Genomic DNA, 23,508 nt, shown 5'->3' on the forward strand with positions numbered 1-23,508 from the left:
ATCAGGGGTGTACCGACCTGAGGCAAAGGCCGCATAGTAAACAAAGGGTTTGAAGGCTGATCCTGGCTGACGACGCGACTGAACGGCCCGATTAAACTGGCTGCTTTCATGGTCCACACCACCGACGATGGCCTTTACAAAATGGGTGCGCGGGTCGATGGCAACCAGAGCCATTTGATCGGCGATGGCACCGTTGCCAAAGCGGTTAGCATGGGCCGATTTTACGGTTTGTTTAGCTAAGGACTGTAGCTTAATATCAATGGTGGTCTGCACTCGCATGCCACCTTTGAGTACGGCTTCTTGACCAAATTGTTCCTGTAGCTCCTGGACAACCGCTTCAGTGACGTAGGGAGCCTTACTGGAAACAAAGGACGTGACTTTACCCAAGCGCAGAGGTTGTTTTTTCGCAGCCTCGGCTTCGGCTGGGGTAATCCACCGCAGCGTTTGCATCCGCTCTAGGACGATAGACTGCTCTCGCTTTGCGGCCTGGTAGTCTACAAATGGACTCAGGCTTTCAGGCGCTTTAATCAATCCCGCCATCATCGAAGCCTCAGCCAGGGTTAAGTCCTTGGATGACTTATTGAAGTAACTCTGGGCAGCGGTTTCAACACCATAGGTATTGTGACCCCAATACACCTGATTGAGATACATTTCGAGGATTTCATCTTTCTCGAAAATTTGCTCAAGGCGCAGCGATAAAACCACCTCAGCCACCTTACGGCTAATGGCTTGCTGGGGGCTCAAAAATAAGTTCTTAATCAGCTGCATGGTGATGGTTGAACCACCCTGCACTGTATTGCCTGCCTGGAAGTTGGCTAGAAATGCTCGGCCAATGCCCACAGGGTTGATGCCGCTGTGCTCGTAAAAGTCACTATCCTCAATGGCCAAAACCGCGCGCTTGAGGTGGGGGGAAATTTCGTTGAGGTCTACCACTTCCCGGTTAGCTTCGTCGTGCAAGCTATCGAGCAGGGTGCCGTCTACGTCGTAGATGTAGCTGGTTTCGGTGGGGATGTAGTTGCGTAGCGATCGCACATCGGGCAAATTTCGAAAGCTAATGGCTAAACCCACTAAGCCACCAGCTGAGATCGCACTACATAGCATGGTTGCCGTCAATAGTGTCGCCCCGCTAATCTGAAGCACATCTTGAATGTGCTTCATCAGCTTAGGTTCACCAGTAAACTGCAAAGGAACTCGGGTTTGACGAATGGTATTAAATGCCACGGATACGCTACATCCTTACGGAAATACACGGCAGGCCAGATTAGTGAGGCGCGGCTGATCTGAGCGATGATTTCGTCTGAAAAATGCCGACTTATAGCATTTCTAACAGATCGACTCCTCCTCTAAATCAGCACCCGTAATTATAAAGCTGCTGCCATAAACAGAATTTAAATCACATCCAAATTAAACACGTATACTTCCCAAATAGAAAAACCGTTGTTTCAGATGTGGATGCGGTTGATGTCGAAATTAGAGTCAGACTTCCCAGATCGTACTCAAAACTTCTTTAGGAACAACAAGCCCCTAGGACCGATTCAGTACCGAGGAATGTTCCAGCTGATCCATAGACCAGTAAAATGATTTGCGGCAAGCGCATCGGACGAATGACGTACCTAATAATCTGAAAAAATTGGGTGGATAGGTCGTTGAGGACTCAATGTGTGCCGTTAAATCTCCCTAACCACATGATGCAGGCACAAGGGCCTTATGCATCCATCAGAAAAGGGAGATAATTTACCCGCTACTATAGTGGATTCCGGGCAGATGTCTAGGCAAGTTTGAAAACTTAGGCAGTCTTACGGAGTTATCAGTATTTATTTTTGGCGGTTCACTGCGCATTTTTACACCAACACACTATGACCGAGGCTTCTAATTTTGTAATGTCGGCCATCCCTGAGGAGTTTGCAGGGATCTATCGCGGCGTCAGTGAAGTATTTCCCCATCAGCCCGACTCAGACGATCCTAATGAAAGTTTGTTGGCAAGATTACAGCAAACTGACCGGCCACTCCGGATCAAATTAGGGATTGATCCCACGGGTTCTGAAATTCATCTGGGTCACAGCATTCCGGTGAGAAAGCTGCGGGCGTTTCAGGATGCAGGCCACACGGCGGTCCTGTTGATTGGCGACTTTACGGCTCGCATTGGGGACCCCACTGGTAAGTCAGAGGTGCGCAAACAGCTGACGGAGGCTGAGGTTAAAGCTAATGCAGAAACCTATATTGAGCAGGTACGCCCCATTCTCGATTTTGATACCCCTGGCCGTTTAGAAATTCGCTATAACTCGGAGTGGCTAGCGAAGTTGGACCTGGGCAAAATTCTGGAGCTGCTGGGTACCATGACTGTGGGTCAGATGCTGGCCAAGGAAGGCTTTGCCAAGCGTTACGAGCAGGGCAATCCGGTGTATCTCCACGAGTTTTTATATCCCCTGATGCAAGGGTTTGACTCGGTGGCGCTTAAGGCCGATGTAGAACTGGGGGGCACTGACCAGAAATTTAATGTGGCGGTGGGACGAGATTTACAGCGTCATTTTGGTCTGACGCCACAGTTTGGCATGATGCTGCCGCTGTTGCTGGGCACCGATGGCAGTCAGAAAATGTCTAAATCCTTGGGCAACTATGTGGGGCTGCAAGAAGATCCGCTATCCATGTATTCCAAGTTAGAGAAGGTGCCTGATGCCCTGATTTCTGACTATTTTGAGTTACTGACAAAGCGGTCCCTGGATAGTCTGCCGGAGAATCCACGGCAGGCTCAAAAGCAACTGGCTTTAGATGTTACCGGTCAGTTCCATGGTGAAGCGGCTGCGCAGCAGGCGCAAAAGGATGCCATTAACCTGGTGCAGGGGGGCTCGGGTCAGGCAGAGGCGGTGCCGGAATTCTCTCTAACAGCGGTGAATTTCCCAGCCAAGGTCTTTTATTTGCTAGGGGCAACGCCTCTATGCAGCAGCAGCAGCGATGCTCGCCGTCAGATTAAGGGCGGTGCGGTGAAGTTGGATGGGGAGAAGGTCAGCGACCCCAATGTGGAATTTGCTGGCCCCGATGAGCTGGTGGGCAAAGTGCTACAGGTGGGTAAGAAGAAGTTTGTGAGGCTGGTGGCATAATGGCCCAAAAATTGACCACGCAATCAGCGGCGGAGCGGATTATTGTGCCGTTAGATGTGCCAACGATGGAGGATGCGATCGCACTCGTCGATACAATTCCCAACGTTACCTTTTGGAAAGTGGGTCTAGAGTTATTTGTCAGCGCTGGGCCTGCCATTTTAGAACAGCTAAAACAGCGTCAAAAGCGCATCTTTCTTGACCTCAAGTTCCACGATATCCCCAACACTATGGCGGGAGCCTGTCGAGCTGCTGCTGGTTATGGTGTGGATCTGATCACGGTCCATGCTCCGGCGGGTAAAGTCGCCCTACAGGCGGCCCAAGCGGCTGCTATGGAAGGGGCTGCCGCCACAGGCTGTGCCTCCCCTAACTTAATTGCGGTTACCTTGCTTACCAGCATTAATCCCCGGGCTCTGGCGTTTGAGCTCAAGGTTTCTCTGGAGCTACAGGACTATGCATTGCAGATGGCTTTGCTGGCCCAGGATAGTGGTCTAAGGGGTATTGTTTGTTCTCCCCAAGAGGCAGAAGCTTTGCGCCGTGTGTGCGGTGATGAGTTCTTGTTGGTGTGCCCTGGTGTGAGACCTGCCGGTTCTGCTAAAGGTGACCAGCAGCGGGCCATGACGCCCAGTCAGGCCATTGCTGCTGGAGCTAGCTATCTGGTCATTGGTCGTCCGATTACTCAGGCTGAAAATCCTGCCACGGCATTTCAACAGATTTGCGATGAAATTACGATAAATGGATAATCTCGTAGGGGTGATGCCTTGTGCTCGCCCTGAACTATTGCATGCTACCGATCAGAATTTAGGATTAATCGTAAGTGGTGTGTTAGCGATCGCACGAATGGCTTCTTTTATGCCCAACCTGTATTCCCAAAAGTTTTTGGGAAGCGTCTGCATTGTGTTGAGTTTTGCCCTGGGTAGTTCGCCCGGCCTGGCCAAGGTATCAAAGTCCTCCATCGAACAACCTACCTTTAAAGGGGAGCCTGACAGCGATACCCCTTATATTCGTCCCCAGGCTAGCTGTCCTCAAGATTTTGCAGCTCTCTCGACTCTGTTAATTCGAGATATTCCTAGCTATACCAACCGGATTTTGCAAAGCAGTGTGGCGGATATTCGTTCTGCCTATCGGCCAGCTTATGTGATTACGGCTAGTCAGCCAGATCGGGTTCCTTTGGAGATTAAAGATCGGGTTTATACCACCCTGCCTGATGACGGCCAGGATTTGCAGCAGCTGTTTTTTACGACGCTTGAACGTCAGTATTCGGAGTCTGAGGCTATTTCCATCAGTCACTTTCATTGGTTGTTTTTAGCGCCTGATGAAGCGGGATGGCAAATGGTGTTTATGTTTTCTGCGATCGAGGCTGAGGATGAAAACCTGTTGCCGCCCCGTGATAGTAGTCAGGGAAGTGTGGGGCAGGCGGTGCAGCGTTGGTTGCAGGATTGTCAGGCAAGGGCGATACAACCTATGTAGGGGATGGCCTTGTGCATCTCAACCAGCAACTACTATGCTTGTTGGCTGTTTACTTCATCGAGCTTTTTTTTAATTTCCTGAATGTCCTGCCACATGAGCCATTTAGGTTTGCCTTTTTCGCGGGAGGGGTTTCGTAATAAGTAGGCTGGGTGGAAAATGGCCATGCAGTTTCGACCTTCCCATTCCATCCAGTTGCCGCGCACTTTAGTGATGCCTTGTTTGACGCCGACTAGGCCTTTGAGGGCGGTGCCGCCGGTGAGCAGAATGATTTTTGGATCTACCAGACGTACCTGTTCTTTCAGGTAGGGGATACAGGCGGCGACTTCACCTGCGGTGGGGGCGCGGTTACCAGGGGGACGACATTTGACTACATTGCAGATATAAACGTCGTTTTTGATGTCCAATCGGACGGAGGCCAAAATTTTGTCCAGCAGCTGACCTGATTTACCGACAAAGGGCAATCCCTGTTCGTCCTCGTGCTGCCCCGGCCCTTCTCCGATAATCATAATGGCGGCGTTGTTGGGGTTACCTCGACTAACGACCACGTTGGTGCGACCACCAGCCAGGTCACAGCGCTGACACTGATTGCAGTGCTGAGCTAGTTGTTCTAGATTTTCGTAGGTGCCCGAGGGAATGGGGATACTGGCACGGGTGGGAATTTGCTCCCAGGTTTCTGGGGATAGGGCATCAACTTCGGAGGGCAGCTGATTACTAAACAGGCTGATCTGCTCTGTCATGAAAGGGGCAAGTAGCAAAGGATACAAGGCTCTAGTTTATAGGAAACCTTGGACCTGAAATCTCCTAGTGAGCCTTTAAACCCAAAGACACCGACCTTCTGTCGATAAGCTGAATTCTACGTTAAGAAAGAACATAAGTAAAAATTATGGGACGGTCGCTAAAAATGTGAGTCAGTCTAGCAAGAATATCAATACCTCTTGAATAAAACGTTCACGTCCCCGTTCTGGACGATCGTTGAACAGGTAATGGGTTGCATCTGGAATTGTTACCATTTGCACAACTGGAGCATTGATAAGTTCTGTCTCCAATATTGATAAGTCTTCTGGCCGGGACCAAAAATCTAACTCTCCCCGAATGCCAAGGGTGGGGGTATAAATATCTTCTGTGTTCCAGTATCGATACCCCTGAGCCAGGTTAAAACTTTCTTCTCGATAGGCGGTAGGAATACGAGCACTTGGCGGTGTGCGAGTTGCGCTGGTGGGGTCGAGTTCAACGGCTGTGCGAGCATAGGCATCAGCGACGGCTGGGTCTCGCCATTGAGTTTTGTTATCGATAGGAATTGAGTTGTCCCATCCCCGTAGAAAGCCGTCATAATCAACCAAGCGATAGGCACCCCCATCAGGGTTAAACCTGCCGGGATTATTAGGATCTTCAAAGCGCTCAGTCAGTACCCAGGGGGCATTCACGCTGTAGAGGCTGTTTAGCATAATGAGATGGCTGACGACATCATTATGCCGACTGGTGTACATACCGGCCCAATGGCCACCAGTGGCCCAACCAACCAGGGCAACTTGGGGTTGCGTGGTGCGATCGCGGATCCAGTCCACTACGGCACCAATATCACGGACTGCTTCCTCAGAGTTAACTAGCGGGGGATTGCGATCTGCCGGTTCATCTAGACCATCGGGCCGAGTCGAATCTTCCCAGCCGCGTACATTCATGACATAAACAGGGTGCCCGGCCTGGGCAAAGTCCGCAGCCAGCGAGTAGTCTGGTACGTCTAAATCAAAGGATGCCAGACCTCCCGGACCACCACCATGAATCAAGAGAATGGGCACTCCAGTGGATTCTGACTGGGTTTTGACCTCTCGCACAGAAATTTTAATGCCCGGATCGCTCTCAACGCGAAAGTCAGTGCGCGATACTGCAATGGCAGAGACTATTTCTGTAACAGCAGGGGAAACGGTGGGTGCGATCGCGCCCTCGGCTTTAACGTCAGTGACTGCTATGGTTAGCCATCCTAGAATCCATGCCCCTTGGCTTAGGTGTTGATGAAGTGCCATATTCGTCGAATACCCCGTAACGCTCTATCTGCCACCATAGAAAAAGCCCATATGAACGTCCAACACCTCTTTTGTTCATAATTAGCACCTAAAAGGTTCAAATGGAGTTACGCCACCTGCGCTACTTTTTGATGGTTGCCGAGGAGCTGCATTTTGGCCGTGCAGCCCATCGTCTCCATATGGCTCAGCAGCCCCTGAGCCGACAGATTCGTAACCTGGAAGAAGAATTAGGGGTGGAGCTTTTTCATCGCACCAAGCGTACGATGTGGTTAACGGAGGCGGGCAAGGTGTTTTTGCAAGAAACACGAAAAACACTGGCTCAGGCAGACCATGCAGTGATGATGGCTCAGCGGGTTGGTCAAGGTGTGGCCGGACAATTCAATATTGGTTTTACTGGCCCCATTCTCAATAGTGTTTTGCCAAAAGTTGTGCGTGAGTTCAAGCAGAGATTTCCAGCAATTCACCTGGACCTAAAACGGTTGCAAACCAATGAACAGGTGAAGGCACTATTAGCTGAAGAGATTCACGTAGGCTTTCTACATCCTCCGATTAATGAGCCTTTGCTAAGTCAGGAGGTGATTTATAGAGAGCCTATGATGGCACTATTACCAGATATTCATCCCTTAGCGAAAAAATCTCCTGTGCCAATATCAATAACATGTTTAGCGGACGAGTCATTTATTTTGTTCCCTCGTCAGGTAGGCCCTGTTTTGTACGATTCCATTATTAGCTTTTGCCAGCAGGCCAATTTTAGCCCAAGGGTGATCCAGGAAGCGTTTCCACAACAAACAATTCTTGGGCTAGTGGCAGCAGGCTTGGGAGTGTCGCTCATTCATGCGTCTATTCAACAGATTCAACAGCAGGGTGTGGTGGCTAGACCTTTGATAGAACGGTCTCCTATACTTGAATCAGCCGTTGTCTGGCGTTCAGATATATCTCATCCCGCCATACCTAATATACTGAACCTTGTGAACGAGCTTTTTTAAAGTAGCTCAAGGCACTCTTTTGGGGAGTCATGTATGATCAGCGATCGCAACAGCTGTTGCGATCGCTGATCATTTGTAACCATAAAGTACAAGTCTATTGCTTCTCAGAATCAAGCTGAGCGATCAACCTCACCAAAGAATGTAACGAATCAATCTCCAAAACAATAGGTGTTTTATCTCCTATGGATAAATTCACTTCATTCAATGCGCGATCTGGCATATCACTAGCCTTACCCAGTAACTGCTTGGTGAGCGCGATAAACAACAAGAAAAATGTCACAATCGGGAAGATGGCCATGGCTTTACAATGTGAGCAACAATGTGAACAACTTTGACAGGTGGTAAATCCTTAAATAGACTCCTTAAGGCAGGCACAGGCAAAGACTAAAAACGTCGTAGCTGCAAACAGTTTGAAAAGAGGTTGTACCTGAAAGTAGATAGTTTCTGCCAAATTTTGAGAAACGACCCAACCTACAAACAGTGTTAAGAGAGAAACCCCCATACCAAATAAAAACAACCAGCGAAATAACTGAAATGCTATGCGCATGATCAAGCTGTAGCGTCGACGTTGCCTAAATCGCCTGGGAAGCCTATTACCAGGACGTTTCTGTAGTAGTCGAGCCAGCACTGTATGCGTTTGAAACTTAGCAAACATGAGATGTCCCCCGAGGTTATTACCAAAAACCAAGGCCAAGGAAAGCGCTCTTCAGCACCCTCCTCGGCCTTGGTAATCTCTCCATAAACCGAGCCGTTTTTAATTGTTTTTGAACCTATGGGCTGCCGCTCCCCGGCATACCCATGGAATTAAAGATTCATCGCTTCTTGAGCTAAATACAGTTGATACGATGGCGCACCATGAATGAGAAAACGTTGCTGATGGTTTTTCCGCTCCATCTCCAGACTAATGTGGCCATACTGTGTACCTTGTTCACCCAAAATGGTGTGCAGGATTATTCCCAGCATGTCCCAAAGCCTTTGACTAATATAGTGATCTGGGAAGTGTGGTCCGCTCCTTAATAACTGTTGTACCTCATCTAGACTAACTGCGTAGAGATCGTAAACTGTATTCTTAACAATGATTCTAACGGTCTGACGATCTGCAGGGCTAAACTCTAACTCCACGTTACCAAAGCCAGTATCTAAGACCGTTTGTCGGATGCTCTGATCAACGGACGTTAACACCTGATAGAGGTCCATTCGCCTAAAGTGTGAGTGATTAAACATAGATGCCCCCTTATGTGAGAAATTTATGGAGAAAATATCACTTCCGCGTAGCGTTTAACCTCACATAGATAAAAGTAGCGATAAAGTTAGATGCTGTCAATAACCAGCCTCAAGTGTTGCCATCTAAGATTCAGGTCATAATAATGTCTGCCCATCATGATTATCCTTAACCTATCTCACTTCAAAAGCTAGAGCAGAGTAATAAGTACCATGAAGTGAGGATTTTTCTGTTTAAAAATAATAAGCCAGGGTTTAGCTCCTCACTTATGTGAGGTAACCTATCAAATACAGTTAGTGTTTAACTATGGCTAGGGATCTCGGTAGGTTCCCCTCGATCATCGTTATTGCATGGTTTTAATCTGAGGATGTGGCGTTTATGGTAGAGCCCGATATTTCTGAAGACTTTCTGACCTCAGAAGCTAAGGCTCACGGAGTCACTGAGGCTGAAAGGCAGGCTTTGATTCTAGCGGTGGATGGTTTATCGACAGCTGACATCGCCAAACAGTTAAAAATTAGTGATGCTGCAGTGCGTAAGCGTCTTGGTGAGGTATATCGTAAATTTGAGATTGCGCGGAAAGGGCCAGGCAAACTTGCTATTCTCAAAGTCAAACTGCTCAACACTCAATCTGAACGTGCCCAGAATCAGAACCAGGACTGCATTGATTTAGGGAATGCTCCCAAAGTAATCTCATTTACTGGCCGAAAAAGGGAATTACAGCATCTAAGCCAATGGATTCGTAGCGATCGCTGTGATCTAATAGCGGTTACCGGTATAGGTGGCATTGGCAAAACAGCCCTTGTCTTAGAGTTAATCGACCAAATAAAGACCGAGTTTGATTGGGTTGTCTGGCGCTCACTACGACAATTTGATTCATTTCAAGCTCTGCTTGAGTCATTACCTGAAATACCTGCCAATGCCTCCATTAAGGATTTGTTCAAAATATTTAAACAAAAGCGATGCTTACTTGTATTAGATCAGTTTGACCAGGTTTTTGTTTCTGAGACTAATCCTACGAAGAATGCAAAGAAAGCGTCTCGACATTTTCAAGCAGGGGCTTTAGATCCTCATGATCATAAGTACAAAGACTATAAGTATTATCGTCAGCTGTTACAAGAGGTTGGCATTTCAAAATTAGAAAGACAACTACGTAGCTGTGTTGTAATCACTAGTCGTGAGAAGCCTAGAGAGCTAGTGACTCTGGAAGGAGAACACTCAAATGTGCGTATCTTGGCTTTAGCAGGGCTAGATTATCAGGCAGCTGAGCAACTGTTAGAAGATATTGAACCATTGCAGGGCACCGATGTCGAAAAAGCGAAGCTCATCCATAGCTATTCTGGAAATCCTTTGGCTCTCAAGTTAGCGACGGGTACCATTAAAGACTTGTTTGCAGGGCGTATCCGACGCTTTTTAGACCAGCAACAGCTGGTCTTTGACGATCTGCGGGATGTGTTAAAGGATCAGTTTAATCGGCTATCACCTCTTGAAAAAGAGACCATGTACTGGTTGGCCATTAATCGCCTACCCATGACATTTATCAGTCTGCAAACTGATATTGTCTCTTTGCTGAATAAGCAAGATCTTGTTTATACGTTGCGCTCCCTGGAACATCGCTCATTAATCGAAGTGAGATCAGCAGGGGCAACCTTTACTTTGCAGCCAACGGTGATGGAATATGTGACTCAGCATTTGGTCAAGCGCATCGTTGAGGAACTCAACTCGTCAACTATACAGAAGTTGCCTGACAATTTATTACTTAACAATCATTCCCTCCTAAAGGCTGATGCTGTTCACTATGTGCGACGACAGCAAACAGAAAAGCTATTAAAGCCGGTTTTGGATGCCCTAAAACAACTCTATGGCAGTGCAAGGGAAACTCAAGAAAAACTAGAGATCTTCTTGGAGCGCCACCGTCATAATGATGCTTATAAAATTGGTTATTTAGGTGGAAATTTGGTCAACTTGATGACACAGCTGTCGAAAGAGTTGAAAGCCGCTAAAGATCTGAGCAATCAAGATTTTTCACATTTGGCGATCTGGCAGGCAGATTTGGAAGGGGTTAAACTAACTGGCACTAAGTTTAACCACTGCAACTTAGATAAATCTGTTTTCACTGAGATGCTAAGCGATGTGGTATCAGTTGGCTTTACCCATCAATCTACTAGCTTTAATTCTCTGGATGCACCGTATCTCGCTGCTGGAGATACGAATGGGCATATTCATATTTGGAATGCGCTGACCTATCAAAAACGTACCTATTGGCAAGGTCATTTAGGTTGGGTACGGTCACTCGCGTTTAATCGAGACAACACCTTAATCGCTACCGGGGGAGATGACAGTAAATTAAGACTTTGGCGTTTTCATCCTAGCCCTGAAAATCAACCCAGCCTCAATAATATTTCGCTAGTGTGGGAGAAAGTTGGCTTTCCAGACTGGGTACGCTCAGTCACGTTTCATCCTGAAAGAGAGCTCGTCGCCTGCTCTAGCCGATCTACGATTTATCTATACAGTGTGAGGACTGGAAAGGAGTTGAAACGTCTTCAGGAACGTGGAGAAGAGTCTTCTACGCCAACGAGTAGTGAAACTCTTCGATATATTACCTTTAATCAGGCTGGCAATCAAATTGCCAGCTGTGGTGATGATACCTATATTCGAGTTTGGGATTGGGAGAAAAGGCAACGAGTTTTCATGTCGTCGACAGAAACTGGGCATGAAGATTGGGCACGGTCTGTGGTGTTTTCTCCCTGTAGCCAGTATTTGGTTAGCAGTGGTGATGATCAAACCGTACGCATTTGGGATCTGGAGTCCCAAACCTGTATCAGGGTTTTAAGGGGACATACCGATCGAGTTCGTTCGGTTGCTGTTAGCCCAGATGGATGCTATGTAGGTAGTGGTAGCGACGACGGCACCGTTATTCTGTGGGATTTTTACCTGGGAACTCAAATTAGTAAATCTCAAATACACGACAGTCGTGTCTGGTCTGTTGCCTTCTACCAGCACCATAGCGACACACTTTTAGCCAGTGGCGGAGATGATCGTTCAGTTGTTTTATCGAAAGTGTCTGCGACACCCAATAGCTGGACGCATCCCATGGAGCCGCTCAAAATTTTGCGAGGGTTTGCCAGGGGAAGTCGGTCGGTGGCTGTGCTGTCTTGTGCTCGTCAAACGTCTGATCTAGATTTAATTGTTAGTGGTGGGAATGACTGGCATATTAAGCTATGGCAATCTTTTCAAGAAGATCCCAATACGCCGATTCGAGATTTAGCGGGTCATACCGGACGTATTTGGGGGGTAACGGCCCATGCAGAATGGGTTGCCAGCGCCAGTGATGATGGGACGGTGCGGATTTGGGATTTGGAAAGCGGTTCCTGTGTCAAAGTACTTATAGGCCATCAACACTGGGTGCGAACGGTGGCGTTTAACCCCAGTGGCACAATGCTGGCGAGCGGCGGAGATGATCGACAAATTTATCTCTGGCAGCTACCTACGGGGATGAAATTACAACTATTGGAGGGGCATCAACATTGGATTCGAACGGTTGCCTTTAGCCCCGATGGGAAATATTTAGCCAGTGGTGGGGATGATAAGGCAATTTATCTCTGGGATGTGCGAAAATATAAGGTGATTCGTAAGTTTAAGGAGCGCCACCAGCATCGCATTCGTTCAGTTTCATTTAAGCCGTTTCCCAAATCTCAGTCCAATCCTCGATTATTGTTGGCGAGCGGTAGTGATGATGGAAAAGTGATCATCTGGGATGTGGAGATGGGGGAATATCTCCATTGTTTTGAAGATGAACATCGGACAGCAGGGGTGAAATCTGTTGCCTTTAGCCCAGATAGTTGTTGGATGGCAAGTGGTAGTGATGATCACAGGATTTATGTATGGGACACTCGCTCACCTAATCCACAAAACTGGAAAGCCCAGCCAATAGACATGCCAATGCCCATTGGCCAGCCATTGGGGATTCAATCTTTGGTGTTTATGTCGGATAGTCGACATTTAGTGAGTTGCGATCGCAGTGGTTCTATCCACATCATCGATATTATCGATAAAACTCGCCGACAAATTAAGCCACCCCGTCCTTATGAAAAGATGCAGATAAAAGGCATCACTGGCATTGATCCAGTACAGCGTGTCAGTCTCAAGGATCTGGGTGCTATCGATGTGGAAGACTTCAGCAATAGCCTGTCCCAGAGCCAAAATTAAAGCCCTAAGCTTTAACGCTCTCCACCCGCTACATTGGGATTATACGAGCCAGTTATTTGCCCCCATGAGCACATCTGTTATTACCGGTCACTCCACCCATACGCTTGATCACTTATTTCAAACGCTCATTGTTCCACAGGCGGCACAGCTAGATCGAGACCCAATGTCCTTACATAAGGCATTTCAGGAATTAGGTCGCCATGGGTTATTGGGACTTAAGGTTGCCAAACAGGGTGGGGGACAAGGTTGGAATTCTGAGGCGGTTTATCGATTTACGGAGCAGCTGGCGCGCTACTCTGGAGCACTGGTGTTTTTACAAAGTCAGCATCAGCGGTGTGCCCAGGAGCTTTGGAATTCTGACAACCTAGAACTAAAACAGACCTATTTGCAGGGTGCGATCGCAGGTGACATTGGTCTGGGTGTCGGCTTCTCTCATTTGCGTCGGGCACAACAGCCTATCCTGGCAAAAGAGACCGCTGGGGGGTATATGTTTAATGGCACAGTGCCTTGGATTACGGGGTTTGGGATTTTTGAGCATTGGATGTTGGCAGCACAACTACCGGATGGACGAGCAGTTTTTGTTCTAGCTCCATTTCATCCTGTCAAAGGCTCGCTTGCATTTAGTGAACCCATGGAACTGGCAGCCTTAGGATCAACACAAACGGTAACAGCGACTTTGCAGGATTGGTTTGCGCCTGAGAAATTGGTTTTGGATGTTAAGCCAGCGGGGTGGATTCAGCAGGCAGATATGGGGTATCCGCTGACGCACAATTTTTTTGCCCTTGGCTGTGCTCAGGGAGGATTGGATATTTTAAAAAGGGCTCAATCGTCTGTATTTCCTGAGATTGGTGAGGCCTATGGGAGATTAACCCATGAGGTGTGTCGCTGCCGAAAAGCTACCTATGGGACTTTAAAGAATCCATCGGAGGAGAGGTTGCGGTTGCGGGCTTGGGCGATTGAGCTAGCGGTGCGGTGTGGCCATGGGGCCGTGATTGTGTCACGGGGGGCGGCGAATTTTGCAGGGCATCCGGCGCAACGGGTTTATCGAGAGGCCCTGGCGTTTTCGGTATCAGGCCAGAGTAATGGGGGAATGAGGGCGAGTTTGGAAAGAATTTTGTAGGGTGCTTTGTGGGCACTTTGCACAATTTTGGATCATCGATCTGTTTGATCGTGGACAACTGGGCGATGCCGGGGGGATCATGACCGGGAATCGCCATACCGTTAAACTGTTTTCGCAATGAGCTTCTCTAAGGTCTGCAATAACACTTGCTCATTGTATGGCTTGGCAAAGTAGGCAGCAGCTCCCAGGTTCATTGCTAATTTGCGGTGCTTTTCACTACTGCGGGAGGTTAGCATCGAAATGGGTAACGACTTAAACTCAGGTCGATTTTTAATTTCATCCAGCACACCATAGCCATCAAGACGAGGCATCTCTACATCACAAAGAACAGCCTGTACGTTTAAGCCTTTAAGAAGTTTATCGACGGCTTCTTGCCCATCCCGTGCTTGTTCGACATAGTAACCTGCTTTCTCTAGGGTAAGTGTAAGATAACGACGCAAGTGTACAGAATCATCCACGACCAAGACTGTTGGTTGCGAGCCATGGTTTTGCTGGGGTAATGGGACGAGGTTAGAAACGTCCGATTCGGTTTCTAATGGTGTGTGGATCTTGTCAAAAGCAGTACTAGAAATGAGTAGCGGTAGATCAACCAGAGAGACAACTCGACCATCCCCCAAAACAGTTGCTCCGACAAAGCCAGGTGGCAAGGGAATGGGGCTTGTAATGGCTCGGGTAGCAACTTCCTGCTCCCCCCAGTAGCGCTGGATGACAATGGCACAATAACCGTTGTCATGGCTAACGATGAGAGCCATAGGGTGGTCAATGGTAGGTTTACCCTCAAAGGGAGTCAAGGAAGCCCTGCCATTGAACGTGAGGTGATCTTCGAGCTGGACTAAGGGGATCTGTTGCCCCTGCCAGATAAATTTGGGTCCTTGGTCAGAGTCAATCAGTTGGTCCCTATCCAGAGCCATCAGTTCTTCTATAGCATCCACAGGCACAGCAAATACCATGGATTCCTGTTCCAAAAGCATGATCCGAATTACAGAGAGGCTTAAGGGAATTTCAATGGTAAAGGTTGTTCCCTGGCCAGGCTGTGTATCTACCTGAATATCACCATTCAACTGTTGCAAATTGCTGCGAACCACGTCCATACCCACACCACGGCCCGACAGTTCAGTAACCTCAGCTGCGGTACTAAACCCTGCATCAAAAATAACGGAGAGTAGCTCCTGCTTACTCATTTTATTGATAACAGCCTCATCAATATTGTGTTGTCGCATGCGATCGCGAATTTTATCCAGGTTAATGCCGCGTCCATCATCACGAATAACCATTCGGGCACGGTTGCCAATTTGAGAAGCCCGAATGGTTATCAATCCCATTTCAGCTTTACCCGCCTTAATCCGTTCATGGTTTGGCTCAATCCCATGGTCAAAGGAGTTTCTCAGGATATGGGTAAGAGGGTCTGCCAACAGCTCTAAAGTAATCCGTTCAAAGAGAGTGGTTTCCCCTTCGATTTTGAGCTTGACTTTTTTATCGTATTGAACAGATAAATCACGAATCAGTCGAGGAAAGCGGCCTAGTATATCCGAGATCGGACGCATTTGAGTCCGAGTAATTCGATTTTGCAGTTTTTGGGTCGTACCATTAAGAGACTGGGTGGTCTGGTCCATTTCCCGCAGACCCAGACGGATGTCAGCAGTTACCTCCTGAAGCTTAACAACTGTTTCCATTTGCTCCTGGGCAAGCAAATGTAATTCAGAATATTGGTCCATCTCCAGGGCATCAAAATCTTGAGATAGTGCCACACCTATGCCACTATCAGACGCTCTTGACTCCGCAAGGGCAACCGGTAGACTGATATTCATCGCCCCTGTTGGCAGAAGACTTTCCATAGAAGAACGGTCATACCATTGACGCAACCGGACGTTAAACGATTCCAATGCTTGCATCCGTTCTTGTAGTAGGGTGGCAAAATCATTTAACTGCTTTTGTCGCAGGTTGATCGCATTTCGCTCCAGAATCAAGGTACCAAAGAGATCGTTGATCTGTTGTAAATCTTCCGCAGCGATCCGAAACGTGCCGGTTCGCTTAGGTGCCGTCATCTGAGGGCGAACAATTTTTCGTTTTACCCTAGGGCGAGCCAACCTTTGGGTGGAATTGGATACTTGTGCCGGGATAGCTTCTGAGGTTGCTTCAGAGATAGCGTCTGGGGTAATTTCTGGGGCGACTAAATTAGTATCGGATGTTGCGGTAACCCTATCCTTATCAAAAGGGTCAACTAAGGTGGTTATGTCAAGTTGAGCAAATGCTGCCTGTAACTGGCTGAGATCCTTTGCATCCAGCTCAGGTAAATCCATTGCTGGTGGGTCCACAGTAGTCTCAATACCCAGGTTTTTAGGCCTTGGTGGATCCATTTCTGCAAGTAGTTCGGCTTCTGTAAGTATTTCGACAGCAGGCTCAGGAACCACAACAATGGAGCTGTCAATATTATCATTATCGATACTTGGTAATATTTCTAACGCTTCAGCGGCAGCAGCCATTTCCATCTGCAAGCTTGCTAGATCAGTATCACCCAAACTGATCGTCTCTTCTGCCATCGGGAGAGATATGTCAGGAACGGCATCTTCTATTTCGGACGGCGAGTCTGTGGGTAATATCGATTCCCATACGGCGGTGGGCTCTACTACAGTGGCACTCTCCAAGGTTGCATCAGGCGTCGTATCAGGAATAAATTTAAGTTGGGATGGCAGCTTATCCATACGCCCCAGTTGCACCAGGGACTGAGAACGTCTCCAGGCCGTCAATGCCTGCTTGCATAATGCTGGCATCTGCCCAAGGCTAGCGCTTTGGGCTTGATCATAAACTGACTGGCAAAGCTCTACAAAGGTATCGATTCCCCCCATCAGCCCCAGTTCAATTAATCGATTAGCCTGTTTACACAAAGCTTCCCGCAGTGGTTCTCCTGCATAGCCAGGCAAATTTGCCTCAAACGTATCCAGGGCTTCTTCCACACCCCCATTGAACACAAGAATGGCTACGTCTATATCGTCCTCGTCTGAGAGGAGGAGGCTTTCATCGGCCTCGCTTAGTTCACCCAAACGATCTCTTAACTGCTCAATAATAGGATCTACATGGATTGCAATCCATGCGTTATCAACACTCAAGCCTGAGGACAGTTGTGAGTTCACGGCCTTCAGGCTATCTACCCCTTGCAGTAAAAGGGTTTCCAAAGCAGTATCCACATCCACATTACGGGCTCTAATGATTTTGAGGAAATCTTCTAATCGGTGGGCTACCTGGGCCATGGGTGCAAACCCCATCATGCCAGCTCCTCCCTTCAGGGAGTGGGCAGCGCGCATGGCCACATCAATCTGCTGAGCAGGGTTTTCTGCATCGGGCAGACCAAGCAAAACCTGTTCCATCTGCTCAAAATATTCTCCGGATTCCTCCAGAAATCTTTCTCGAACCTGCTGATCGGTAGCCATGGTGTGATTCAGGTATGGTGTTGAAGTCGAAACTGGACTGCAAATTTAATCGGAGCTTTAAGCTGGACCCATAGCAGCTCTCTTATTTATTCGTTTGGTTGAATGGTCACTCGGTTTTAGCCGTATTTGTTAGTTTTTGTCGCCAATCTTAAACTGTTCTACCGAAGCTTCTAGTTCTTGTGCAACTTCAGTGGCATCTTTCATGGCTTGGGCCATCTGCTGTGCCGATTCTGAACGTTTTTCAGATTCCTCAGCGACTTCTCTCACCAGTGCGTTAACAGCGGATGATGACTCTGTCTGATATTTGGTAGATGCTGAGATTTTTTGCATCAGTTCATTAATTTGTTCTGATTTGTTGAGTGCTTCAGTCAGACGCTGCTTGGTTGTTTCCACAAGGTTGGTACTATCAACCACCTGGGCAGTACCCGTTTCAATTGACTCGACAACTTCCTGGGTTTCTGTTTGAATTTCCGCAACAATCTGAGCAATTTCTTTGGTTGCAGATGATGATTGTTCTGCCAGCGATCCTACCTGTTCTGCAACCGCTGTGAAACCTTCACCCATTTCACCGGCTCGGGCCGCCTCAACACTGGCATTAACCGCCAATAAGTTGGTTTTCAAGGCAATTTCGTCAATTAAGCTAACTGTTTGGGAAATCTTCTGGGCTGATTCACCCAATCGTTTGATTTTCTTCGCTGTTTCACCAACCGTTGATCTCAGACCCACAATACTTGCTACCGTTTGATCCATAGAGGATGTACCGGCTTTCACCGTTGCGTACGTATCTTGAGTAAGAACAGAAGCTTCCCCCGCGTTGTTGGCTACTTCCTGAATTGATTGACCAATATCTTCTACCGCTTCCATCGTGTCTTTCAGGGATTCTACCTCAGCTATGGCCTGAACTGACAGCTCTTGAATGGCGGCCTCATTTTCAGATAGAGAACTGGTTACCTGCCCGGTAGACTTTTTCACCTGTTTTGTCGTGAGTCGTAAGTTCTCAATGATTGAGTTAAACAAGTCAGCTACAATACCGACATCACCCTCAGATAGCTGGGCACGGACTCGCAGGTCTCCGTCTGCGGCATCGCCAACGTCTTCCATCAGTTGGGCGATTTCATTCTCTAGCTCCGCCCGTTGACGCTCTTGTTCCTGGGCTACAGCAGTTTGTTCTTGAAGTAAGGTCTGCAACTGATTGAGCAATGAATTAAAACCTGCCCCCAAAGTTTTGGTTTCCACTGTGCCCGCTAGAGGTGCTCGAATCTCTAGTTGGCCACCTGCGGCAGCGGCTGCCGTCGAGGTCAAAGATTTCAGGGGAGAGGCTAACTGTCTCGCTAAAACACTCAACACTACAGTCGCTAAAAGAGCAAGAGCTAACGTCGTCACACCAAATGTTCGAATTAAATCATTGCCTGCTGCATTGACCTCTGCTTCTTTAACAACCGCAAGTGCCACCCAGTTTGTGCCTGGCACAGTGGTAATACTGTAATAAATACCTTCTAGTTGAAAGAGTGAAGATAGATATAAGCCCAAATACTCCTGATTCACTTTTTCTAGCTTAATTTCTAGATCAGGTAACTCTACGGCTGCACGGATATCTTCAATAATGTCATCAACAGTATAGTCAGGAGTATTTAGGGCATTATCCAGTTCCTTAGCAATCACCTTAATGGACTCAGTTCCCAATAAAGACTCGGCCTCAACTTGAGTACCTTCTGAAGAGACAACCGCAACAGGAGTACCTGACCTTGCATCTAAGATTTCAATAACCTGGTTATCCTGCAAGATAGCCGACAATAGGGTTGTCAGCTCTGCATGGAGTGCCTCAACCGGGACTAAGGTTTTAATCACGCCTAAAAAATTATTATTGCTCGGCTCTAAAATGCTCCGAGACATTTCGATACCATCAATACCAGCAGACTCATCGCTAACAACTGAACTGACAAAATACCCTTTCTGACTCGCAACCTGCCACCATTCTTCATCTCGTTGGACAAAGTCTGAGGTAACGTTACTATAGGCTACATTAAAGCCATGACGCTCAGTAAAGAAAATCTCGCCAAATCCCTCAACTACAGCAACATCTTTAAGGTATTGATTTAAAGAGCTATTTGGGGTCAGGAGCTTGGTACTGGAAAATGATGTTTCTAGAGCGTCAATGGGGGTAGTATGCCAATTTTTACTCACAGCTTTCTTGGCATCAGTCACTAAGGCCTGGCGAACCGATGGATTTAAACCAATCACTTCTGGAATTTTTAGCGTATCTACCACAAAGACATTGGCAGCTTCGGCAGCCAGCAATGATTCTAGTTTAAGATTTTCCAGTGCCTGCGTTTTAGCCTTTTGCTTCACCGTGAAAAATTCGACGGCTCCTGCTACGATCAGCGGGATCAAGGCCGTTGGTAACACATAGGTAAGAAGACGTTGGGTAAGTGTTTGTCCTTGGGTAACTTTCGATTGGTTTTGAACGCGGGATGCACCAGATAAACCATTTTTAACCAGGGAGGATGTTTCAGTTAAAGATGGATTTTGATTTACAGAAGAAGAGACCATAATCATTCAAAATGATAAGCAATGAAGAATAAAGAAAGCAGAAGCTTGCCAATAGCTCTTACGAACTACTTGCGTAAACGTATAAAGATTCCGCACTACAAATAGCACCAACATCCAGAAGGAATAGCTTTTCATCTTCCCCCTGAAACTGTCCTTGCAAATATGGTGCAAGCCCTGGCATTATCTCCTCAAACGAGGGTATCAGGTCTTCCGGATTCATCCGTAATGTACCTTGAATCTGAGGAACATACAGGCCTAGAAATTGGCAATCAGATTCTTGACCATCATCTAACATAACCTCAACCACAATGATATCGTATTGCCGAGAACGAACATCCTTTTGAGGTACTTCTAACAATTTAGGGAGGTCAAGTGCCCATAATATTTTACCTTGATGGCTCATCAGGCCTAGCACAGAAGCAGGCATATTTGGAATAGGTGAAACCTGATGAGCTGAAATCCTGAGAGTTTCTACCACCTGTACCAAAGGAATAACTACAGTTAAGGATAAACCAAGGTGAAATTTTAGATATAACTCTCCTGTTTGAGTTTGGGGTTCAAACACATCAGGCAGTAAAGCTTGGAGTCGTTCGATCGGTTTTTGCGTCGTTTGCATGGGTCAATAAGAAGTATCAAAAAGCATAAGACAGGATCTGACAACACCAGAACCAAGGAAATAGAATATAAGCCATACTACGCACCAATGAGCAACATGTCGCACTGCATCAAACTGCGTCAATAAGTTGTTCTACTGCGCAAGACTTGACGGCATAAGCTGCAACTCCTTCCTTCTTAGCCCAAGAGTGATCCATTTCGCGATCTTTGGCTGTGCAAGCAACACAGGAATAAAAGATATTTCGACTCTGTTATTGCAATTTTTGAATAACATCCATCAGTAGCATAAGATGGCTTTGACTAGATGTGTGATAAACCCATACATACCTAACTTGTTTCAATCACCATAAAGTTTCTAATGCATTCTTATGATTGCGTAAGCAGTTGTGGAAGTACTTGTAGATTGCCCAACAGCCCCATATAAGTATCAAACCACCTATTTAGTGTCAAATACTTGTTTCGTTTGGCAGGATATCTTGACCTGCATATGTGAGGTCAAATCTTCGAGAGTGTAGTGTTCTAGGACATTGTATTATGCAATTCCTGAATCACTGCCATTATGTAAAATTATCAATTCGCAAAAGTCTCATCCAGAAACCTTATGCTTTAGACAAGAATCATCAATCACAACTTTCCGAGGGAATCATATTGCCAACACTACACACCCGGGAAATTCCTAAGGGTTTCTATCTGACCTGCAATCGAATATTGCACCTCAGTCCGTTTACCGTAAGGACATGTAACCTAAATGTTTTTTGAACAGCTTCGACAAACTGGTCTACCACGCAGAAAATTCAACACATTACTAGGCTTGACAGGATTAAGTCTGGTATTAACGATCTCTGCTTGCACACCCAAGGCAACTGTTGAGAATAATGCTGGGGCAAACAACGGCAACAGTGCAGGTAGTATGCCAGAAGAAATCAGAGTAGGTTATCAGGTGATTCCCAATGCTGAGCTATTGGCAAAATCCCAGGGTATGGTTGAAGAAAACCTCCCAGGGGTTGAGATAGAATGGGTTCAGTATAGTTCTGGTGGTGATGTCAACCAGGCGATGATGGCCGGAGAAATTGATTTAGGTTTGGCTGGCTCTGTCCCTGTTTCTACAGGCATTGCCAATAATCTACCTTACCAGGTTTATTTCATTCATGACATTATTGGTGAGAACGAGGCTCTTGCCATCAGGCCTGACTCTGGGATTATCCGCCTTGCTGATATGAAAGGGAAAACTATTGCTGTGCCATTTGGCTCGACGACCCACTTTAGCCTTTTATCGGCCTTACGAGAAAATGGGGTAGATGCTGCGGAAGTCAAGATTGTTGATATGACGCCGGATGAAACATTGGCGGCATGGCAGAAAGGAACCATTGATGGCAGTTTTATATGGCATCCAGTTCTGGGTAAGCTTCAAGAGGATAATGGTATTGTTATTACATCGGCCAAGCAATTAGCTGATGAGGGTATTATTACTGCTGATTTGGCTGTTGTTCACCAAGATTTTGTCAGCCAATATCCAGAGGCCGTTGAGAAATATGTCATGGCATTAGATGAAGCGGTTGACTTCTACCGTGCAGACCCAGAATCAGCTGCACAGGCTATCTCAGGCGAACTTGGATTAACACCTGAACAAAGTCTCGATGTAATGAACGAGTTAGTTTGGCTCAGCGCTGAAGAACAAGCGAGCATTAAATATTTAGGCACATCGGATGCACCTGGTGCTTTGGGTAAAGTCCTACTGGAATCAGCTGAGTTTATGGTCACTCAAGGCGCTATTGAACAAGCACCTGATCTAGCAAGCTATCATGCTGCAATCTACAATAATGCGGTAAATTCCGCTGGTGGAGCTGTAGCTGCCAAGTAAGGTTCCTCAAACGTATTTCACACTTGATAAGTAACTCCCGTAGGAAAAACGAAGTCTGATTCGTGCTGCGGGAGTTACTACTAGTTTTAATACAACATTGATGGGCTATTGATTAGGGGACTGCACAAAAATAAAGACCCGGGTTGGGGCTGTCGATGGGTGGATGAGTAATGGGATAATGGGGTAATTATTTAAGCGCCAGCGCCTTACGTTGGTCATCAGCTTTTTACACCAAACTTGTAACACACCTTAATGCATAAATCCCCTAGCCAGAGCGCATGCCCTAGCTAGGGGATATTACTGCTTAAATTAAAAAGATGCAACAGTTTTTATGGGGGCAAAGCTCAAATACATGAAGGAATCAATCTGTTCTTAAACCCATTCTCCACATTACCCAGGACTCCCAGTGTCATGACAAGCATATTGGGAATAAGTGCAATATGGAGATAGGTATCTAAGCGATCTGGCTTGCAGGGACGTCCTAATAAAGCCTTATATACTAGACGACCGAGCGAACTGCATCGACTAATTCTTGCTCAGTACAGGGCTTAACCACATAGGCGGCTACCCCCTGCTTTCTGGCCCAGTTCTGGTCCATTTTGCGATCTTTAGTTGTACAGGCCACGACGGGGATTGCTGCAGTGTCTGGTTGACGTTTAAGTTCACGGCACAATTCCAAACCTGTGATTTCAGGCATCACTAAATCCGTTACAACAATATCGGGTTTGTTGGCTTTGACCATTACCAGGGCCTCTGCACCACTTTCAGCGGTGGTAACGTTATAACCGGCTCGTGATAAGTAGTTAGACATTAAATCACGCTGAGCCTGCATATCGTCAACAACAAGTATATTTTTACCCATGGATTACTCCTTAGAACATCAAAAAATATAGGAAACGAAAGACTTAGAACACACACTTAGCCTGCCCAGAGC

The 23,508-nt window shown here is 47.0% G+C and carries 17 protein-coding genes; 7 read left to right on the forward strand and 10 right to left on the reverse strand.

The window, feature by feature from the left end; translation table 11 throughout:
• A partial coding sequence (locus DXZ20_RS16795; RefSeq protein ID WP_431732079.1) for a transglycosylase domain-containing protein occupies positions 1-1,221 on the reverse strand: 1,221 nt, incomplete at its 3' end.
• Positions 1,222-1,880: 659 nt separating this feature from the next.
• On the opposite strand from DXZ20_RS16795, the gene tyrS reads away from it, so the two are divergent.
• The 3 genes from tyrS to DXZ20_RS16810 are packed head-to-tail and all read left to right on the forward strand — an operon-like array spanning position 1,881 to position 4,565.
• Complete coding sequence (tyrS, locus tag DXZ20_RS16800; RefSeq protein WP_431732102.1) at positions 1,881-3,098, forward strand: tyrosine--tRNA ligase; 1,218 nt, start codon at positions 1,881-1,883, stop codon at positions 3,096-3,098.
• Positions 3,098-3,838, forward strand: a complete 741-nt coding sequence (gene pyrF / locus DXZ20_RS16805) for an orotidine-5'-phosphate decarboxylase (RefSeq protein ID WP_163699375.1) — start codon at positions 3,098-3,100, stop codon at positions 3,836-3,838. The genes tyrS and pyrF overlap by 1 nt, the downstream gene beginning before the upstream one ends.
• Positions 3,831-4,565, forward strand: a complete 735-nt coding sequence (locus DXZ20_RS16810; protein ID WP_163699377.1) for a hypothetical protein — start codon at positions 3,831-3,833, stop codon at positions 4,563-4,565. Before pyrF ends, DXZ20_RS16810 begins: the two co-directional genes overlap by 8 nt.
• 32 nt (positions 4,566-4,597) lie before the next feature.
• Here the strand turns inward: DXZ20_RS16810 and DXZ20_RS16815 are convergent, their stop codons facing one another.
• The gene (locus DXZ20_RS16815; RefSeq protein ID WP_163699379.1) at positions 4,598-5,302 is read right to left on the reverse strand and encodes a uracil-DNA glycosylase; all 705 of its coding nucleotides are present in this window, start codon (positions 5,300-5,302) and stop codon (positions 4,598-4,600) included.
• A 171-nt stretch (positions 5,303-5,473) separates the two neighbouring features.
• Positions 5,474-6,586, reverse strand: a complete 1,113-nt coding sequence (locus tag DXZ20_RS16820; RefSeq protein ID WP_163664034.1) for an alpha/beta fold hydrolase — start codon at positions 6,584-6,586, stop codon at positions 5,474-5,476.
• 101 nt (positions 6,587-6,687) lie between these two features.
• On the opposite strand from DXZ20_RS16820, the gene DXZ20_RS16825 reads away from it, so the two are divergent.
• Positions 6,688-7,572 (forward strand): LysR substrate-binding domain-containing protein, encoded by an 885-nt coding sequence (locus DXZ20_RS16825; RefSeq protein WP_163699381.1) that lies wholly within the window; start codon positions 6,688-6,690, stop codon positions 7,570-7,572.
• Between the two features lie 94 nt (positions 7,573-7,666).
• Here DXZ20_RS16825 and DXZ20_RS16830 read toward each other — a convergent pair whose 3' ends face one another.
• From DXZ20_RS16830 to DXZ20_RS16840, 3 genes are all read right to left on the reverse strand, one after another.
• A complete protein-coding gene (locus DXZ20_RS16830) occupies positions 7,667-7,870 on the reverse strand; it encodes a hypothetical protein (RefSeq protein WP_163699383.1) in 204 nt (67 codons plus the stop codon).
• A 51-nt stretch (positions 7,871-7,921) separates the two neighbouring features.
• Positions 7,922-8,227 (reverse strand): hypothetical protein, encoded by a 306-nt coding sequence (locus DXZ20_RS16835; protein WP_163664027.1) that lies wholly within the window; start codon positions 8,225-8,227, stop codon positions 7,922-7,924.
• Between the two features lie 149 nt (positions 8,228-8,376).
• On the reverse strand, positions 8,377-8,796 hold the full coding sequence (locus tag DXZ20_RS16840) for a hypothetical protein (protein WP_163699385.1): 420 nt from the start codon (positions 8,794-8,796) through the stop codon (positions 8,377-8,379).
• A gap of 376 nt (positions 8,797-9,172) precedes the next feature.
• Between DXZ20_RS16840 and DXZ20_RS16845 the strand changes: the two genes are divergently transcribed.
• Both DXZ20_RS16845 and DXZ20_RS16850 read left to right on the forward strand, forming a co-directional pair.
• Positions 9,173-13,000 (forward strand): WD40 domain-containing protein, encoded by a 3,828-nt coding sequence (locus DXZ20_RS16845; RefSeq protein ID WP_163699387.1) that lies wholly within the window; start codon positions 9,173-9,175, stop codon positions 12,998-13,000.
• Between the two features lie 64 nt (positions 13,001-13,064).
• Positions 13,065-14,120 carry an acyl-CoA dehydrogenase family protein gene (locus DXZ20_RS16850; protein ID WP_163699389.1) on the forward strand — a complete coding sequence of 352 codons (1,056 nt, stop codon included), beginning with the start codon at positions 13,065-13,067 and terminating at the stop codon, positions 14,118-14,120.
• A 101-nt stretch (positions 14,121-14,221) separates the two neighbouring features.
• Here DXZ20_RS16850 and DXZ20_RS16855 read toward each other — a convergent pair whose 3' ends face one another.
• From DXZ20_RS16855 to DXZ20_RS16865, 3 genes are all read right to left on the reverse strand, one after another.
• Positions 14,222-17,548, reverse strand: coding sequence for a hybrid sensor histidine kinase/response regulator (locus DXZ20_RS16855; RefSeq protein ID WP_163699391.1), 3,327 nt, complete (start codon positions 17,546-17,548; stop codon positions 14,222-14,224).
• Between the two features lie 129 nt (positions 17,549-17,677).
• Positions 17,678-20,098: a methyl-accepting chemotaxis protein gene (locus DXZ20_RS16860; RefSeq protein WP_163699393.1), complete on the reverse strand. Its 2,421-nt coding sequence runs from the start codon at positions 20,096-20,098 to the stop codon at positions 17,678-17,680.
• 58 nt (positions 20,099-20,156) lie between these two features.
• Positions 20,157-20,714, reverse strand: coding sequence for a chemotaxis protein CheW (locus DXZ20_RS16865; RefSeq protein WP_163699395.1), 558 nt, complete (start codon positions 20,712-20,714; stop codon positions 20,157-20,159).
• A gap of 747 nt (positions 20,715-21,461) precedes the next feature.
• Here DXZ20_RS16865 and DXZ20_RS16870 point away from each other — a divergent pair.
• Positions 21,462-22,574, forward strand: coding sequence for a taurine ABC transporter substrate-binding protein (locus DXZ20_RS16870; protein ID WP_163699397.1), 1,113 nt, complete (start codon positions 21,462-21,464; stop codon positions 22,572-22,574).
• A 499-nt stretch (positions 22,575-23,073) separates the two neighbouring features.
• Here the strand turns inward: DXZ20_RS16870 and DXZ20_RS16875 are convergent, their stop codons facing one another.
• Positions 23,074-23,436 (reverse strand): response regulator, encoded by a 363-nt coding sequence (locus DXZ20_RS16875; RefSeq protein ID WP_006513972.1) that lies wholly within the window; start codon positions 23,434-23,436, stop codon positions 23,074-23,076.
• Positions 23,437-23,508 lie beyond the last annotated feature (72 nt).

The sequence above is a fragment of the Adonisia turfae CCMR0081 genome, assembly GCF_011009555.1.
Classification (GTDB): Bacteria; Cyanobacteriota; Cyanobacteriia; order Phormidesmidales; family Phormidesmidaceae; genus Leptothoe; species Leptothoe turfae.